Below are 17,032 nucleotides of genomic sequence, written 5' to 3'. Positions count from 1 at the left end.
CCGGTTACTTCTAAGTAGCCGGTTTTTTTTAATCGGGTAACTGGCGTTGATATTGATATTCCATATCGTCTAAGAAAGACATGAGTACCTGACTTGCTAAGTTAATTTTTTGAATATTCAACATTTTTTCAGACGATTTTTCATTAATAAAATGACACCATTGCAACCAATAATCTTTAATTAAGCTTATCTGAGTAATAATTGACAATTTATGCGAATCTATAGTGGTTATTTGGTCAGCTAATAGCATGAGCTGAGAAAGCTTAAATATTGTTTTATCAATATGGTTAACTTCTTCTTTTAATTCTAAAATTTGATTACCTAAATCTAATCTGACCTCGACAAGTTGCGCAAATTCCAAACCATCATCAATGACTGATAATAAATTTTTAATAAAGGCAACGGCTGATTTTAATATTTGTTTTTTATTTGTTGGCATATCAATTGAGTCAATTAATTCGTCATTTAACAAATGTTTCTTTAAGAAATCGGTAATTTTAGATTTTAATATAATATCTTCTGCTGCGATGATAACGGAGTGCTGTTGATTGATTTCATCTATTTTTAGAGTTTTGCTATTTTTGGATGTGACTAGAAGTTCTTTCTGCTCAGTATATTGATGTAGTTTGTGCTGATTGCTTTCTTCTAAATGAATGAGTGATAAAGAATCAGTGGTATAACTGAATTTGGTAATTATTCTTTCTAATTCTAACTTGAAATCAATTAAATCTTCAATGAAGCTTTTAACTAAGATTTCATCAGGTATGTTGATATTTTCATTATTTAATTCGCTTTTTAAAATATAATTTAATTTTATTTTAAGTTTCGGTATTGAGTTTCTGATTATTTCATTGATATTAAAAGATTTACTGGCTATTTTTTGTATTTTTCCATGGATAATAAAATCATAATGTATTATGTTTTTATTAAATGCGGAAATTTCGTTTGACATATGCCTCAATTGATAAATATCAATAGGGGGGAGTATGGGTAAATCAAGCTTATCTTGCATATTAGTACCTTTTATTGAGGGGGAGTGTTATTTGGTTGAATTTCATCAAATAACTTTATTAAATGTGTCGAGTATTCTTGAATGGTATACCAAGATGTAATAGCACGTTTAAAATGAGTAATGAACTGAATAAGTTTTTCAGCGTTATTGATTTTTTTGAAAACCTCGATTGATTGAGTTATTTCGGTTAGGAGGACTAGCCACATATAATCTAAGTGGTCAACGGCTAACCGGGCATCTTTAAATAAACTATCAATTTTATGGAGATTGATTTGAATATCAAAAATAACTTTTTGGACAAATTTTTCTTTGTTGATTTGGTCACTAATTGATTTTATTTCTGTTAATGTTTCATTCTTTTTTGCCCGAATTTTTTCAGCCTTTGAGCCAAAAATCCCTCCAGTGATAATGAGGCCGATGACACCACCAACTAAACCCGTAAAACTGAGTTTCACAAAGTGTGAATACTCGAGTTCTAATTGCTGGAGTTCTTGTTTTTTTATTTTAAGTGATTCTTGTAAATAGGAATCGGTTGTTTCATTATTAGTGGGATCAAGTTGTTTATATAACCCTTTAACATTGAATAGCAATGATTCAACATGTTGATAATTAGATAAATAACCTCCTGTAATATGTACGCGGAAATCAGAAATGATATTTTTAATATTACTTGTCTTAATAGATTGGTCTTTAATATCATCCCTAATTAATTGTAAGATATTAGTTAGCTCGGTAGCTATTTGCTGGTCATCATTTTGATAATATATTTCATCTAGTTCATGTTCACTAAAATCATTCAAACTCTCAGACACTTTTTTCAAAATAGGCATATGGTTTATATATTCAATAATTTGCCCACCTGTTTGTATAATGTTTCGGCTAACTAGAGATAGATTGACAGATTGTTCTTTAACATGTTGTTCAACGTTATCCCAGCTATTGGCATGTTCACGAATATTGATAATGGTACCAATTAGTTCATTTGTATCGATTGGCAAGGTTGTTGATGAGGTAATACCAAACCATTTTAGAATATCATTTTTTTTCCAAGGCAAAGAAAGAGAAAAGTAAACGTGGCGATGTATGCTAATTAAATCATCTAATGTGAAAATACCGACTTCACGGGCTGAAAGTGTGTCTTGATTAGTTAATAAAGCTAAGGTTGTATGGCCTATATGTTCTTTTTCAATAATTCTATCGTAATTATCTTTTGTATTCATTTTAAATTCCACATTGATTAAGTTAAAGATTGAATGCTTATTTTTCTTAGTACTGTTGCATGGTTAAATTACCTATTTATTGCAAATAAAAATATAAAGTTCATATTTGTTAACCTACTAGAAATTGACTGAAAGTTTTATATTAAAAAATGAAAATCAGAGCTAAAAAATAGCATTTTGAATAATTTAATATGTGTTTTAAATATTATTCTCTATTATTTTTATTTGAAAATTATCTATAGTGGTGCTAAATAAAATAACTAATAAGAATATGATATTAATTAAAATATACGATAATTTTTTTGTTTTGAATTAAAAAGGCTTGCAATGGAACATGGGTTTAAAGCTGACATATCACTATGTTTCAAAATGAAATTTTCATTGGGTAAAAATGATGCAGTTTCGAGAAAGAAGCAAAGATTAAAGGGGATAAAATCACATTTTCTATTAATTAAATGAATGGAGTGCTATGTAATATACATAATAAGCTATACTATCAACAGCCTGAAGGTCACTATTAGTGAGTGATAACAGGTTTATTTTGACACAGCTGCTCTTGGCTATCGTCATTTGAGCCATAAAAAATAATTATAGCGAAGTACTAAAAGCAATCTCTTAATTGCAGGTAATCTACTTTTAGTGCTGAATGGGCGGTATAGCATTTACTGTTAGTCATCAATGTATTAAAAAATTGTATTGCGCTATATAATAACCGTAGTGAATTTGTGTGATGTAGCAGTGGGAATCTAAAGTGAACTATAAAAAAATTGATCAATTGATAACTGAAATTTTGGACCATTTGTCTACATTGACACTAAAAAATCAAGAGTTTACTCGTTTAGTTTGGCAATTAGATGCACAAACCTCCTTTCCTGGACTTTCATGGATGTCGGCACAGCAAAGTTATCCTCAATTTTATTGGTATCAACGCACTGGTGCCGAGGAATGCAGTGCTCTTGGTATGGTGAAATCCTTTGATTCGATAGATACGGCACAAGTTTTTTTATCCCAGTATCCTGATATGCCAGAGATGCGCCTATGGGGGCTTAATGGCTGGAATGCGGTTGGAACGGGCATTCCTGAAGAGATAAAACGCCAAGCAACTTTTTGTTTTTTGCCCCGCATTGAAATTCATCGATTACGTTCGACAATTAGTGTTAGCGTCAATATTGAGGGGGAAGAAGACCGCTTGAATGCTATTCATCTTTTACAGCAATTGAAGCCGGCTTCTCATGTGAGATTGACATTGAATGCCAATATTACTGCACAAGAACATATTCCTACGCATGATGAATGGTGTCGTTTATTAAATTGCGCTATTGATGACATGAAGTCAGGGAAGATGGAAAAAGTGGTGATGGCAAGGGAAACAAAACTCACCCTGTCTAAACCCATTGCGGTTGCTGAGTTTTTAGCCCAAAGCCAGCAGGTGAATCATCATTGTTACCATTTTATGATGGCCTTCAACGCACAGTCAGGGTTCATCTCTTCGACTCCGGAACGTTTATATTTACGGCAAAATGAACAACTGAATTCTGAGGCCTTAGCGGGAACTGTCGCTAATGACCCTGATGACGCCGTCGCTGCGGAGTATGCTAAGTGGTTGATGGAAGATAAAAAGAACCAACACGAAAATTTAGTCGTTGTGGATGATATTTGCCAACAATTACAAGGTGCAGTGACGGGAGTTGACGTATCATCAGCAAAAGTGATCCGCTTGAGAAAAATCCAACACCTTTATCGCTCTATTGTTGCGACATTAATCAATCCTTCTGATAGCGATTGCTTACAACGTCTTCAACCTACCGCTGCCGTATGTGGTTTACCTCGCAAAGTTGCACGGCAATTTTTAGCAAGTAATGAACCCTTTTCTCGTGGCTGGTATGCAGGAACTGGCGGGTTTATTAGCTTAAATAAAAGTGAATTTGCGGTATCTCTACGTTGTGCACAAATAGAAGGTGCGCATGTCTCATTATATTCAGGTGCGGGCATTGTCAGTGGCTCAGACCCAGAGCAAGAGTGGATAGAAATTGAAAATAAAGCGGCGGGGCTTAAATCTTTGTTTGGAAATAACGAAAAACCATAAAGTTAAAATGGTTATTTTCTTTTATTTCAATTAGTTCACCAAAAATTGTTCTGAGATCAAGAAATTTATTTCAGCCAGTCTAAACTAGTTGATAACTAATAATTTGCTGAGCATATTATGTCGAATTCTGCTTTTAATCTCCGTTGGGCTGAAGTGATTATTGAAGCACTATCTCGCCACGGAATGAAACATATCTGTATTGCGCCAGGCTCTCGTTCGACGCCTTTGACTCTGGCTGCCATCAATAACGCCAAATTACATTGTCACACCCATTTCGATGAGCGTGGTTTGGGTCATCTGGCACTTGGATTGGCAAAAGCCAGCAATGAGCCAGTAGGTGTCATTGTGACGTCAGGGACTGCGGTTGCAAACCTTTATCCATCATTGATAGAAGCTGGACTAACTGGAGAAAAAGTTATTTTTCTCACCGCAGATAGGCCCCCTGAATTGATTGATTGCGGTGCTAATCAGGCTATTCGGCAGACGCATATTTTTGCATCTCATCCTGCTCAATCATTAATGTTGCCAAGGCCGACACAAGATATTTCAGCTAAATGGTTGGTAACCGCTATTGATAATGGCATGAACCAGTTACGCCATGGTGCATTTCATATCAACTGCCCATTTGCTGAGCCACTATATGGTGATATGGATGGGGAACATGAATGGCAGAAAACCCTTGGGGAATGGTGGAATTCGAGCCACCCGTGGCTCACTGAACCGTTAACTCATTCTGTCGCTCTAGTGGCAGATTGGTATTTTTGGCGGCAAAAAAAAGGCGTTGTGCTTGCCGGTAGAATGAGTGCGAGTGAAGGGGAGCTCGTTGCTAAATGGGCTCAAGAACTCGGATGGCCAGTTATAGGTGATGTGTTATCTCAAACAGGCCAGCCATACCCTTGCGCAGATTTATGGCTTCAGCATCCCGATGCTCAACAGGTTTTAAAACATGCAGAATTAGTTGTCCAGTTTGGTTCAAGCTTAACAGGAAAACGGCTATTACAATGGCAAGCCAATTGTGAACCGCAAGAGTATTGGATTATCGACTCGATACCTCAACGGCTAGACCCAGCTAATCATAGGGGAAGAAAGTTAACCTGTTCAATTAAAGGTTGGCTGGACAACCATCCTGCACAGCCGAGAAGTTTGTGGTGTGAATCTCTGCAGACGTTAGCGCAAAAAGCCCAACACCATGTACACCAACAGTTACATGACCAGTTTTCCGAAGCGGCGGTTGCATTTCAATTGCCAGAACTACTCTCACCACGAGGTCAACTATTTGTTGGAAATAGCTTAATTGTTCGTTTGGTGGATGCACTCGCACAACTTCCATTAGGCTATCCGGTATATAGCAACCGCGGCGCAAGTGGTATTGATGGTCTGATTTCTACCATGGCGGGAGTGCAACGAGCAACAGCTCGTCCAACATTAGCTATTGTTGGGGATATTTCTGCCTTATACGATTTGAATAGTTTGGCGCTGTTGCGAGAACCTTCAGCACCGACAGTCCTAATCATCGTGAATAACAATGGCGGGCAAATTTTCTCTATGCTCCCCACACCAGACGAAGCAAGGCAAAATTATTACTGTATGCCGCAAAATGTCAGTTTCGAGCCTGCTGCGAAAATGTTTGGCTTACAATATTGTGCGCCGACAGATTGGGGAACACTAAAAAATACTGTTCAACAATTTTGGCATAGTCAGCAAGGAACATTGTTGGTGGAATTACAGGTGGCAAGCGATGAAGGCGCGCGTACTTTAAAACAGCTGCTTAATGAAGTTGTGGAATTGTAATGTTATCCGCTCATCGACATCATTCTACCTCATCGGCTCCTTGGATCATTTGGTTGCATGGTTTGTTAGGCAGTGCGGATGACTGGTCACCCGTGATTGATCAAACACGGACTTTTCCATCATTAGCTGTGGATTTGCCAGGTCATGGCGGTTCTCATTCAGAGCCATGCCAGAGTTTTTCACATTTTGATCAACAACTCAGCGAGCTTTTACAGTATCATCAAATTAATGAATACTACTTGGTTGGCTATTCACTCGGTGCTCGGCTCGCAATGCATTTTGCCTGTCACTATCAGCCTAACGGGCTATTAGGTTTAGTAATTGAAGGCGGGAATGTGGGGTTAGCCAATGAACAAGAACGTGTTGCTCGAGCTGCTAATGATGAGGCATGGGCGCAACGTTTTCGTTCAGAACCCATTGAAAAAGTGTTAGATGACTGGTATCAACAAACTGTATTTGCTGATTTGTCGGCCACTCAGCGCCAACAGTTAATTCAGTTACGTGGACAAAATAACCCGCACAGCATTGCTGCTATGCTAGAAAACACATCATTAGCAAAGCAACCTTTTTTGGCGGACAAATTGCATCAATTAATCTGTCCTTATCGTTATTTTTGTGGCGAAAAGGATCAAAAGTTTCGAAGCGTTTCGCAACAATATGTTTTGCCGTTAACGCTGATTGAAAATGCAGGGCATAATGCACATCGGGAAAACCCCATGGGCTTTGCAACTGCACTACACCATTTTTTATCACACTGTGGTTAAAGGAATCTGATAATGATTTATCCAAGCGAAGAAAAATTATACGCACCAATTGAATGGCAAGATTGCTCTACAGGGTTTGAAGATATTCGCTATCATAAATCTCCTGAAGGAATTGCTAAAATTACGATTAACCGTCCAGAAGTGCGTAATGCTTTTCGTCCACAAACCGTGAAAGAAATGATCCAAGCACTGTCAGATGCACGTTATGATGACCACATTGGTACTATCATTCTAACGGGTGAGGGCGAAAAAGCTTTCTGTGCAGGCGGCGACCAAAAAATCCGTGGTGACTACGGCGGGTACCGTGATGAAAGCGGTACGCATCACCTTAACGTATTAGATTTTCAACGCCAAATTCGGACTTGCCCAAAACCTGTGGTTGCGATGGTCGCAGGTTTCTCAATTGGTGGTGGCCATGTGTTACATATGATGTGTGACCTGACTATTGCTGCGGATAACGCAATATTTGGTCAAACTGGGCCAAAAGTCGGTTCATTTGATGGCGGCTGGGGCGCATCCTATATGGCGCGTATCGTTGGACAGAAAAAGGCGCGTGAAATCTGGTTTTTATGCCGCCAATACAATGCACAAGAAGCATTAGATATGGGCTTGGTTAACACAGTTGTCCCATACGCAGATCTTGAAAAAGAAACCGTGCGTTGGTGCCGTGAAATGCTAGAAAATAGTCCAATGGCATTACGTTGCTTAAAAGCGGCATTAAATGCGGATTGTGATGGTCAGGCTGGCCTGCAAGAATTAGCCGGTAATGCCACTATGCTGTTCTATATGACAGATGAAGGGCAAGAAGGTCGTAATGCCTTTAATGAAAAACGTGCTCCAGACTTCTCTAAATATAAGCGTAATCCATAATGCGTAAAGCCCGTATTTATTCGTTCAGCCTGCCAATGGAGGCAGGCGTTATCCTTCGTTATCAGCGACTAAAAACTCGTGATGGGCTTTTAGTGTGTTTACAAGATGGGGATAATGAAGGTTGGGGAGAAATTTCGCCTCTACCTGAATTCAGTCGTGAAACATTAGAAGAAGCAACCGCCGAAACTATTAAGCGAATGAATGAATGGGTGAAAGAAGGCAAAATTTCTAATAGTCTACTACCCTCTGTTGCTTTTGGCTGTAGCTGTGCTCTAGCGGAGTTAACAGGGGAGCTACCGAAAGAGGCTGATTATCGCAAAGCACCACTGTGCAGTGGTGACCCTGATGACCTCATTTTGAGCCTTGATGCAATGGAAGGCGAAAAGGTTGCAAAGGTAAAAGTTGGGCTCTATGAAGCTGTGCGTGATGGCATGGTGGTTAACTTATTACTAGAGGCCGTTACAGAACTGAAACTGCGCTTGGATGCGAATCGCAGTTGGACTCGAACAAAAGCTGACGGTTTTGCTAAATATGTTAACCCAGACTACCGTGACCGTATCGCATTCTTAGAAGAGCCGTGCAAAACCCGTGAAGAGTCACTGCAATTTGCAGCGGATACCGGCATTAGTATCGCTTGGGATGAAAGTGTACGAGAAGAAGGCTTTATGGTTGAGGCGCAGGAAGGCGTTTCTGCGATTGTAATTAAACCAACACTGACAGGCAGCTTATCTTATTGCCGCTACTTAGTAGAAGAAGCGCATCGCTTAGGATTACAAGCCGTGATCAGTTCATCCATTGAAAGTAGCTTTGGTTTAACGCAACTTGCTCGTGTAGCACATTGGCTAACGCCAAATACCATTCCAGGCTTAGATACGGTATCACTTATTCAATCTCAATTGATACGGCCTTGGCCTCAATGTGATATTCCGCTCCAGCAGTTAGATGATTTAACGCTTGTATGGCAGAACTAGATAACTTTAAAGATTGGCCTTGGCAACACTGGGCCAATCTTCGTCCCAATGCGATCGCCCTTGTAACTGAGTCCCAAAGTATGACTTGGGAAAGCGTAAGCCAACAAGTTACTGACCTTAAAACTTACTTTTTAATGCAAGGTGTAACACAAGGGCAGTGTATCGTTTTGCGTGGGAAAAATTCAGTTGAATTATTATTGAGTCAACTGGCACTTATTGCGTGTGGCGCTCGTGTCTTACCGTTAAATCCCCGCCTCCCAGAACGGTTATTAGCAGAATTACTGCCTCATCTTAATGTTAGCGCAGCCATTGATTTTACTGATGAATCAAATTTATTAGCCAATTATCGCCATTTAGATTATCAACTCTATTATCATTTTATTGGTGATGAAAAGGTTGCTCCGGTTGTTTTTCAAGAGGCTATTCAGCAGCCTGCTACGTTGATTTTAACATCGGGGTCGACAGGTCTACCTAAAGCCGCCGTTCACAGTGTTGCAGCTCACCTCAATAGCGCTGCCGGTGTTGTTAATATGATGAATTACCAGCAAGATGATTGTTGGTTACTCTCGCTGCCGTTATTCCATGTATCTGGTCAGGGTATTGTTTGGCGTTGGCTTTTGCAAGGCGGCGCACTTGCGGTAAAAAATCTCCCTTTAGCCCAGGCATTACATGGGGTGACTCATGCCTCTTTGGTGCCGACCCAGCTATGGCGTTTATTGAATGATAACTCAATGGCGAATATAGCGTTGAAAGCCGTTTTATTGGGCGGAGCCAGTATCCCTTCAACACTCACGGACTTGGCACAACAACATGGAATTGCGTGTTGGAGTGGCTATGGGATGACAGAAATGGCTTCTACAGTTTGTGCTAAACGGGCAGATGGCAAGAAAGGCGTTGGTTTACCCTTAAAAGGTAAGCAAATTCGTCTTGTGGGTGGTGAAATTCAAATCCAATCAGACAGCCAAGCGCTTGGTTATTGGTTTGATGGGCAAATTCACCCTTTAAATTGCCTAGATAACTGGTTTAAAACCAACGATAAAGGAGCATTTATTGATGGCGAGTATCAGATCCTTGGTCGTTTAGATAATTTATTTATCAGTGGTGGGGAATGTGTTCAACCAGAAGATATCGAGTCAGTCATCAATTCATACCCTGATATCAGCCAAAGTTTTATTATCCCCATTGATGATGTGCAATTTGGGCAACGCCCTGTCGCGGTTATTGAAGCAAATGAGTCCGTAGGTTTACATCAGCTGGCGGATTGGCTAAAAGATAAACTCGCACCATACCAATATCCTATGGCCTTTTATTATTTAGACCCTGAATTGAAAGCTGGGGGAATAAAAGTGTCGAGACAACAAGTGAAAAAGTGGTTGTTAGCTAGAATGCAGGAATAGGGTGAAATAGTGGTGGGGTTATTCCCACCACTTAATAAATTACACTATTTTAGTGCTTTTAATGCTTTTTCAACACCAGCGCCGTATTCTGGGTGAACTTGTTTAAATAACTCGATTTGGCGCACTTGAGTGGCTTCTGTCGCGTCAATCAGTTCGCCCGCAATACGTTTAAACATACGTTGGTGCTCGGCATCATCTAATAACTCATATAATGCACGTGGTTGGCTGAAGTAATCTTGGTCTTCGCGGTGATCCCAATGGTCAGCGGCACCTTCAATAGATAATGGCGGTTCGCTAAAGTCAGGTTGCTCTTGGAATAAGCCGGCTTCATTTGGCTCATAGGTCACATGGTTGCCGCTATTACCGTCAACGCGCATTGCGCCATCACGGTGGTAATTATGGAATGGGCAACGTGGGGCATTCACTGGGATTTGGTGGTGGTTAACCCCAAGGCGATAACGATGGGCATCTCCATAGGAGAATAAACGGCCTTGTAACATTCTATCTGGTGAGAAGCCAATACCCGGAACCACGTTAGCTGGGCTAAACGCCGCTTGTTCTACGTCAGCAAAGTAGTTGTCTGGGTTACGATTAAGTTCAAAATAACCGACATCAATTAATGGATAATCTTTGTGCGGCCAAACTTTGGTTAAGTCAAATGGGTTATAAGGAACTTGAGAGGCCTCTTTCTCTGGCATAATTTGCACTTGCAAATTCCAGCGTGGGAAATCCCCTTTCTCAATGGATTCAAACAGATCGCGTTGTGAACTTTCTCTATCTTTACCGACTAATTGCTCTGCTTGTTCATCAGACAGATTCTGAATACCTTGTTGGCAACGGAAATGGAATTTAACCCAGAAGCGTTCATTATTACTGTTGATGAAACTATAAGTGTGGCTACCAAACCCGTGCATATGACGGTAACTTTGTGGTATACCACGGTCACTAGCATCAATGGTTAACTGGTGTAAAGATTCTGGTAACTGAGAGAAAAAGGCCCATTTATGTTCCATTGTACGCAGGTTAGAGCGAGGGTCGCGCTTAACTACGTGGTTTAAATCAGGGAATTTTAATGGGTCGCGGAAATAGAACACAGGGGTGTTGTTACCCACCATATCCCAGTTGCCTTCTTCAGTATAAAATTTTAATGCGAAACCACGAATATCACGTTCTGCGTCGGCAGCCCCGCGCTCACCTGCAACGGTAGAGAAGCGAGCAAACATTTCAGTTTTTTTCCCTATTTCAGAGAAAATTTTTGCGCGAGTATAGCGGCTAATATCATGAGTTACAGTAAACGTACCAAAAGCGCCAGAACCTTTTGCGTGCATGCGTCTTTCAGGGATCACTTCACGGTCAAAATGGGCAAGTTTCTCTAAAAACCAAACATCCTGTAATAACATTGGGCCACGTTTACCTGCTGTCATCACATTATTATTATTGGCGACCGGGGCGCCTGAGGCGGTAGTAAGGCCTTTCTTTTTCATCACAATGCTCCTTTGTTTGGATTAATGGACTACACAAACCTAACTAATAAGTTAATATTTTGTAAAAAATAAAAAACAGGACTACAATAAACTTGTAATTCAGTATAGTTATTATGGAATTGATTATCTAATTAATATAACCAATTACTGTGATTACCCGTGAAAAAAACGGCATTCATCGCACTTTTTCGCACTAAAATTTTTGATTTGTGAAATTTTGTAATGAATAAAGTCGGCTTTTATAAAGGCTATAGCGTAAATCTAGGTAAGAATGGCTGAAAATAGGGTGAAATTCGCGTAGTATCCATAGGTAATAATATCAAGAGGATAAAATAATGCGCAAACTATTATTATTAGCAGCAGCGATGTCACCATTGTTCGTAGGTACTGCCCATGCAGTTTCAGTCAGTGCACAAGCGGGTGAACATTTTACTGAGCTGTCTGCAGGGCTAGGTAACCAAAATGCAGGGTTAGCATTTAACGGTTCTTGGGCTCGTAGTGACCATGATGGGCAAACGGGTAGTATTGGTGCCACATTTGGTTTACCTGTTGGGCCTTTCTCTGCATTTGTCGGGGGTAAAGGGTTATATTTATCACCGGATCACAATAGTAGTGGTGCTGCATTAGCGGTTGGTGGTGGGTTAAATTGGCAGGCTATGCCTTCATTAAATATTTATGGTGAAGCCTATGGTGCTCCTGAGTCATTGACCTCAGGTAGCAAGTCTTATGTCGAAGCGAAAGCGGGTGCACGTTATACCGTATTTAAACCTTTATCTATTGATGCAGGTTATCGCTTGATTGAAATGAAAGGAACTCATGGCAATAGTAGCGATAAAGTTGCCGATGGCTGGTATGTAGGGGCTGGCCTTTCATTCTAAGATTGTTAAATTTATCATTTATTAGATTTAACCGTTTGAATCTCGAAAAAACCGCCAAATACTACGTTTGGCGGTTTTTTTATATCTTTAGAATATTATTAATAAGCGAATAGTTTAGCCAACGTTTGGTAAAAATCCGGCAACAATCGAAAATTGGATAGCGATTACTGCCACACCACATGCCAACACTAAGGCTAAAATAGGTGTACCGCCTTTAACTTGATACCCACCTTGAGTTTCTAATTTACGTACACGTAGGGTTAACAGTGCAGGAATAATCAGTGCTAAGACTGAGAGCGCGACAGCGGCATAAGTTAATGCTTGTACGAAACTACTAAAGAATAGGGCGGCCAATAATGGCGGAACAAAGGTAAGCAAGCCTGTTTGTGCACGACCGATAAAATGGTTGCTACGCTTGAACAAATCTGCGAGGTAATCAAATAAACCCAATGCAACACCTAAGAAAGACGTGGCTAACGCTAAATCCATAAATAGGCTGACGGCAATATTGACTCGAGGTGTAGCAACAACATCGCGAATTGCGGTGAGTAATCCATTAAGGCCAGACTCCTGCGCTAGGATCCCGATAAAGGTGTGTGATGGAATAGAACCTAACGTAGCGATTTGCCATAGAATATAAGCTACTAAAGGAATTGCACTTCCGGTAATGAAAATCATACGTAATTTACGTACATCTCCATTCATATAGTTAACTAAACTCGGTACGCTACCATGAAAACCAAAAGAGGTAAAAATAACGGGCACTGCGGCCAAAACAAGGCCTTTTTCAATCGGCATAGTGCTTAAGTTTACCGCTTCAGCATGTGGCATCATCACAACGAGCATGATGACCAAAAAAATCGTTTTTGCTGTAAATAAAATACGGTTAATAAAATCGACTGAATGTGTGCCAATGCACACGACTGCACCACCAATAATAGTAAATGCGATAATGGCAGTGTTGGTTGAAATGTTAATTCCCCACCAAGAAGACAGGCTATCTGAAATTAATACGCCTGCACCACCGATGTAAGCGGTTGTTAATGCATACATTAATAGCAGCATACTGAGCCCAGTCACTATTTGGCCAACAGGACCCAGATATTTTTTAGCGACGGAGCCTAGACCCATATTTGCAGGGTTATGCTGATACACTTCGACTAATAGCAATGAGGTATAACTCATTAACATCCATAATCCAACAAGCAAGCAAACGATGCCTGTGAAACCGACTCCTGCAGCGGCAAGTGGCATTGCCAACATCCCTGCACCTATTGTTGTCCCTGCAACGATTAACACACTGCCAAGCGTACGATTCTTCACAAGTTCCTCTGATTGAATTTCAATAATTAACAAGTGATGCAGATTATGCGATCGAAAGTTCGCTGTCAAATGTAAATTACAGCTGGTGTAATTATAAGTTTACACTGATAATCAAGTAGATAGCGAAACTAAAGACAATAATCAGGGTTAATTAAGTGAAGAAAAAATGATGATTTATAGTGACTAAAGGTAAATTTAAATGGGGTGGTTTGTTAAAAAAGGTGTGGTAATTAGTTGATTTTTATTAAAATGGCAGCTAACTGTACAGTATGTCAGTTACTTAATGTAAATTATGTGATGAGGTCAAAATAAAAGCATAAAAAATAAAACTAAATTGATTTTGAAGTTATCATAAATCAAATTAATGCTTGAAAATCATCCCGATAATATATGCAAACATATATATAAAGGATGGAACTATGGACTTTATGATTCAACTCGCCATTATCCTTGTTTGCTTATTCTATGGAGCAAAAAAAGGGGGAATGGCACTCGGGCTATTAGGTGGTGTTGGCCTAGTTATCTTAGTTTTTGGTTTTGGTTTACCGCCTGGAAAACCGCCTGTTGATGTTATGCTTGTTATCATTGCTGTTGTTGCCGCATCAGCGACGTTACAAGCATCAGGCGGTTTAGATGTCATGCTGCAAATTGCAGAACGACTACTGCGGAAAAACCCTAAGTACATTTCTATTGTGGCACCTTTTGTGACATGTATCTTAACCATTTTGTGTGGTACAGGGCATGTGGTATATACGATTTTACCTATCATCTACGATGCGGCGATTAAAAATAATATCCGTCCAGAAAGACCGATGGCCGCGAGTAGTATTGGCGCACAAATGGGGATTATCGCCAGTCCGGTTTCAGTCGCGGTTGTTTCACTAGTAGCAATGCTAAATGGTGTGACAATCAATGGTAAGTCACTCGAATTTTTGGATTTATTAGCAATTACTATCCCATCAACGTTAATTGGTATTTTAGCTATTGGTATTTTCAGTTGGTTTAGAGGTAAAGATCTCGATAAAGACCCTGTATTCCAAGAGTTTATATCAGTCCCTGAAAACCATGATTATGTTTATGGTGACAGTGTGACACTGCTAAATACAAAGTTACCGAAAATTAACTGGGTCGCGATGTGGATTTTTTTAGCCTCTATCGCAGTTGTTGCACTACTTGGCGCATTCTCTGAACTAAGGCCGCTAGTTAATGGTAAGCCGTTATCTATGGTTTTAGTCATCCAGATGTTTATGTTATTAGCGGGTGCGCTAATTATCATTATCTGTAAGACCAATCCTGGGCAAATTTCAAAGAATGAAGTATTCCGTTCAGGGATGATTGCTATCGTGGCGGTGTATGGTATCGCTTGGATGGCGGAAACCATGTTCGGCGCACACATGGATGAAATTAAAGGAACGTTAGGTTCTTTAGTGAAAGATTTCCCTTGGGCTTATGCCGTCATCTTGTTATTAGTTTCTAAGTTTGTTAACTCTCAAGCCGCTGCACTAGCCGCTGTTGTGCCAATTGCATTAGGTATTGGTGTTGACCCTGCCTATATTATCGCTTCTGCGCCTGCGTGTTATGGTTACTACATTTTACCGACTTATCCAAGTGATCTTGCGGCAATTCAATTTGACCGTTCTGGAACAACGCGTATTGGTAAATTTGTTATCAACCACAGTTTCATTCTTCCGGGGTTAATTGGGGTGGGCGTGTCTTGTGTGTTTGGCTGGGTATTTGCAGGTTTATATGGTTATTTATAATCAATAAAGTAAGTGAATAAAAAGTGATTGCACAGGTAACGGATAAACCGCTGTGCAATCACCTATTTTAGATTAACCGATTTCAATATCCGATAGCGGATGGCAGCAGCAGGGAAGGATCTCTCCATCTTGTACAAATGCGATGGGTTTTTGTTTATAACCCACTTTACCATGCAATAATGTCACTCGGCACGAACCGCAGTAACCTTCACGACATTGATATTCTACAGGAATACGGCTGTCTTCTAAGGCTTCCAGCAAACAGGAGTGAACTTCGGTATGGTAGGGGACTTGAACACCCTGCGTTAACCGCAGGGTGATTTTATGGCTTGCCATACTTACAGTTCGAAGTCGCTCAAATCGTCGGTATCGACTTGAGAGTCAATTTGGCCGACTAAATAAGAACTCACTTCAACCTCTTGAGGCGCAACTTGTACGTTATCAGACACCAACCATGCGTTGATCCATGGAATTGGGTTTGAACGTGCTTCAAATGGCAATTTCAGGCCAACAGCTTGCATGCGAATGTTAGTAATATATTCAACATATTGGCATAAAATATCTTTATTTAAACCAATCATAGAGCCTTCGCTGAATAAATAGTCAGCCCACTCTTTTTCTTGCTCTGCTGCTTGAACGAACAGGTCATAACACTCTTGTTCGCACTCTGCCGCGATTTCGGCCATTTCTGGGTCATCTTGCCCTGAGCGCAACAGGTTCAACATGTGTTGTGTTCCCGTTAAGTGCAGCGCTTCATCACGTGCGATTAGCTTGATGATTTTAGCATTTCCTTCCATCAGTTCGCGTTCAGCAAACGCAAATGAACAGGCAAAGCTAACATAGAAACGAATGGCTTCGAGCGCATTGACGCTCATTAGGCACAGATACAGCTGTTTCTTCAATTGACGTAGAGAAACAGTGACTTGTTTGCCGTTACAAGTATGCGTGCCTTCACCAAACATATGATAGTAATTGGTCATTTCGATCAGGTCATCGTAAAAACCAGAAATATCTTTAGCACGTTTTAAAATTTCTTCATTTTCAACGATATCGTCAAAAATAATGGCTGGGTCATTCACAATATTACGAATAATGTGTGTATATGAACGTGAGTGGATAGTTTCAGAAAACGCCCACGTTTCAACCCAAGTTTCCAGTTCAGGAATCGAAATCAGCGGCAATAATGCCACATTAGGGCTGCGGCCCTGAATAGAGTCCAGCAGCGTTTGGTATTTCAGATTACTGATAAAAATATGTTTTTCGTGATCTGGCAACGCGTTATAGTCAATACGGTCGCGAGATACGTCAACTTCTTCAGGGCGCCAGAAAAACGACAATTGTTTTTCAATCAGCTTTTCAAAAATAGGGTACTTTTGCTGATCATAGCGTGCCACGTTAACTGGTTGGCCGAAAAACATCGGCTCCAGCATTTGGTCATTTTTTTTCTGTGAAAATGTTGTATATGTATGTGACATA

At 40.1% G+C, this 17,032-nt stretch carries 14 protein-coding genes; 8 read left to right on the top strand and 6 right to left on the bottom strand.

What is annotated here, in order from left to right; translation table 11 throughout:
• Positions 1-28 precede the first annotated feature (28 nt).
• Positions 29-1,012 (bottom strand): alpha-xenorhabdolysin family binary toxin subunit B, encoded by a 984-nt coding sequence (locus PR767_RS09465; protein ID WP_164528669.1) that lies wholly within the window; start codon positions 1,010-1,012, stop codon positions 29-31.
• An 11-nt stretch (positions 1,013-1,023) separates the two neighbouring features.
• Positions 1,024-2,232 (bottom strand): alpha-xenorhabdolysin family binary toxin subunit A, encoded by a 1,209-nt coding sequence (locus PR767_RS09460; RefSeq protein ID WP_272520215.1) that lies wholly within the window; start codon positions 2,230-2,232, stop codon positions 1,024-1,026.
• A 751-nt stretch (positions 2,233-2,983) separates the two neighbouring features.
• On the opposite strand from PR767_RS09460, the gene PR767_RS09455 reads away from it, so the two are divergent.
• The 6 genes from PR767_RS09455 (at position 2,984) to menE (ending at position 10,111) form a co-directional block, all read left to right on the top strand.
• A complete protein-coding gene (locus tag PR767_RS09455) occupies positions 2,984-4,318 on the top strand; it encodes an isochorismate synthase (protein ID WP_272520214.1) in 1,335 nt (444 codons plus the stop codon).
• A gap of 117 nt (positions 4,319-4,435) precedes the next feature.
• Complete coding sequence (gene menD / locus PR767_RS09450) at positions 4,436-6,109, top strand: 2-succinyl-5-enolpyruvyl-6-hydroxy-3-cyclohexene-1-carboxylic-acid synthase (RefSeq protein ID WP_109911558.1); 1,674 nt, start codon at positions 4,436-4,438, stop codon at positions 6,107-6,109.
• On the top strand, positions 6,109-6,873 hold the full coding sequence (gene menH, locus PR767_RS09445) for a 2-succinyl-6-hydroxy-2,4-cyclohexadiene-1-carboxylate synthase (RefSeq protein ID WP_123382590.1): 765 nt from the start codon (positions 6,109-6,111) through the stop codon (positions 6,871-6,873). The genes menD and menH overlap by 1 nt, the downstream gene beginning before the upstream one ends.
• A 12-nt stretch (positions 6,874-6,885) precedes the next feature.
• Positions 6,886-7,743, top strand: coding sequence for a 1,4-dihydroxy-2-naphthoyl-CoA synthase (gene menB, locus PR767_RS09440; protein ID WP_004912212.1), 858 nt, complete (start codon positions 6,886-6,888; stop codon positions 7,741-7,743).
• Positions 7,743-8,714: an o-succinylbenzoate synthase gene (gene menC, locus PR767_RS09435; RefSeq protein WP_272520213.1), complete on the top strand. Its 972-nt coding sequence runs from the start codon at positions 7,743-7,745 to the stop codon at positions 8,712-8,714. The genes menB and menC overlap by 1 nt, the downstream gene beginning before the upstream one ends.
• Positions 8,702-10,111 (top strand): o-succinylbenzoate--CoA ligase, encoded by a 1,410-nt coding sequence (gene menE, locus PR767_RS09430; RefSeq protein ID WP_117162382.1) that lies wholly within the window; start codon positions 8,702-8,704, stop codon positions 10,109-10,111. Before menC ends, menE begins: the two co-directional genes overlap by 13 nt.
• 44 nt (positions 10,112-10,155) lie before the next feature.
• Here menE and PR767_RS09425 read toward each other — a convergent pair whose 3' ends face one another.
• Positions 10,156-11,595 (bottom strand): catalase, encoded by a 1,440-nt coding sequence (locus PR767_RS09425; protein ID WP_162598830.1) that lies wholly within the window; start codon positions 11,593-11,595, stop codon positions 10,156-10,158.
• 335 nt (positions 11,596-11,930) lie between these two features.
• On the opposite strand from PR767_RS09425, the gene PR767_RS09420 reads away from it, so the two are divergent.
• Positions 11,931-12,473 (top strand): YfaZ family outer membrane protein, encoded by a 543-nt coding sequence (locus tag PR767_RS09420; protein WP_004912202.1) that lies wholly within the window; start codon positions 11,931-11,933, stop codon positions 12,471-12,473.
• Positions 12,474-12,587: 114 nt separating this feature from the next.
• On the opposite strand, the gene tyrP is transcribed toward PR767_RS09420, so the two are convergent.
• Positions 12,588-13,736, bottom strand: a complete 1,149-nt coding sequence (tyrP, locus tag PR767_RS09415) for a tyrosine transporter TyrP (RefSeq protein ID WP_231136507.1) — start codon at positions 13,734-13,736, stop codon at positions 12,588-12,590.
• 479 nt (positions 13,737-14,215) lie between these two features.
• Between tyrP and PR767_RS09410 the strand changes: the two genes are divergently transcribed.
• Positions 14,216-15,556 carry an anaerobic C4-dicarboxylate transporter gene (locus PR767_RS09410; protein ID WP_109911562.1) on the top strand — a complete coding sequence of 447 codons (1,341 nt, stop codon included), beginning with the start codon at positions 14,216-14,218 and terminating at the stop codon, positions 15,554-15,556.
• A gap of 72 nt (positions 15,557-15,628) precedes the next feature.
• Here the strand turns inward: PR767_RS09410 and yfaE are convergent, their stop codons facing one another.
• The gene (yfaE, locus tag PR767_RS09405; RefSeq protein ID WP_109911563.1) at positions 15,629-15,892 is read right to left on the bottom strand and encodes a class I ribonucleotide reductase maintenance protein YfaE; all 264 of its coding nucleotides are present in this window, start codon (positions 15,890-15,892) and stop codon (positions 15,629-15,631) included.
• A gap of 2 nt (positions 15,893-15,894) precedes the next feature.
• Positions 15,895-17,031: a class Ia ribonucleoside-diphosphate reductase subunit beta gene (nrdB, locus tag PR767_RS09400; protein ID WP_004912195.1), complete on the bottom strand. Its 1,137-nt coding sequence runs from the start codon at positions 17,029-17,031 to the stop codon at positions 15,895-15,897.
• Between the last annotated feature and the right edge of the window lies 1 nt (position 17,032).

Source organism: Providencia sp. PROV223 (assembly GCF_028479245.1).
In the GTDB taxonomy this organism is placed as follows: domain Bacteria; phylum Pseudomonadota; class Gammaproteobacteria; order Enterobacterales; family Enterobacteriaceae; genus Providencia; species Providencia rettgeri.
Note: the sequence above shows the minus strand (reverse complement) of the source record. Positions and strands in the feature narration are given on the sequence as shown.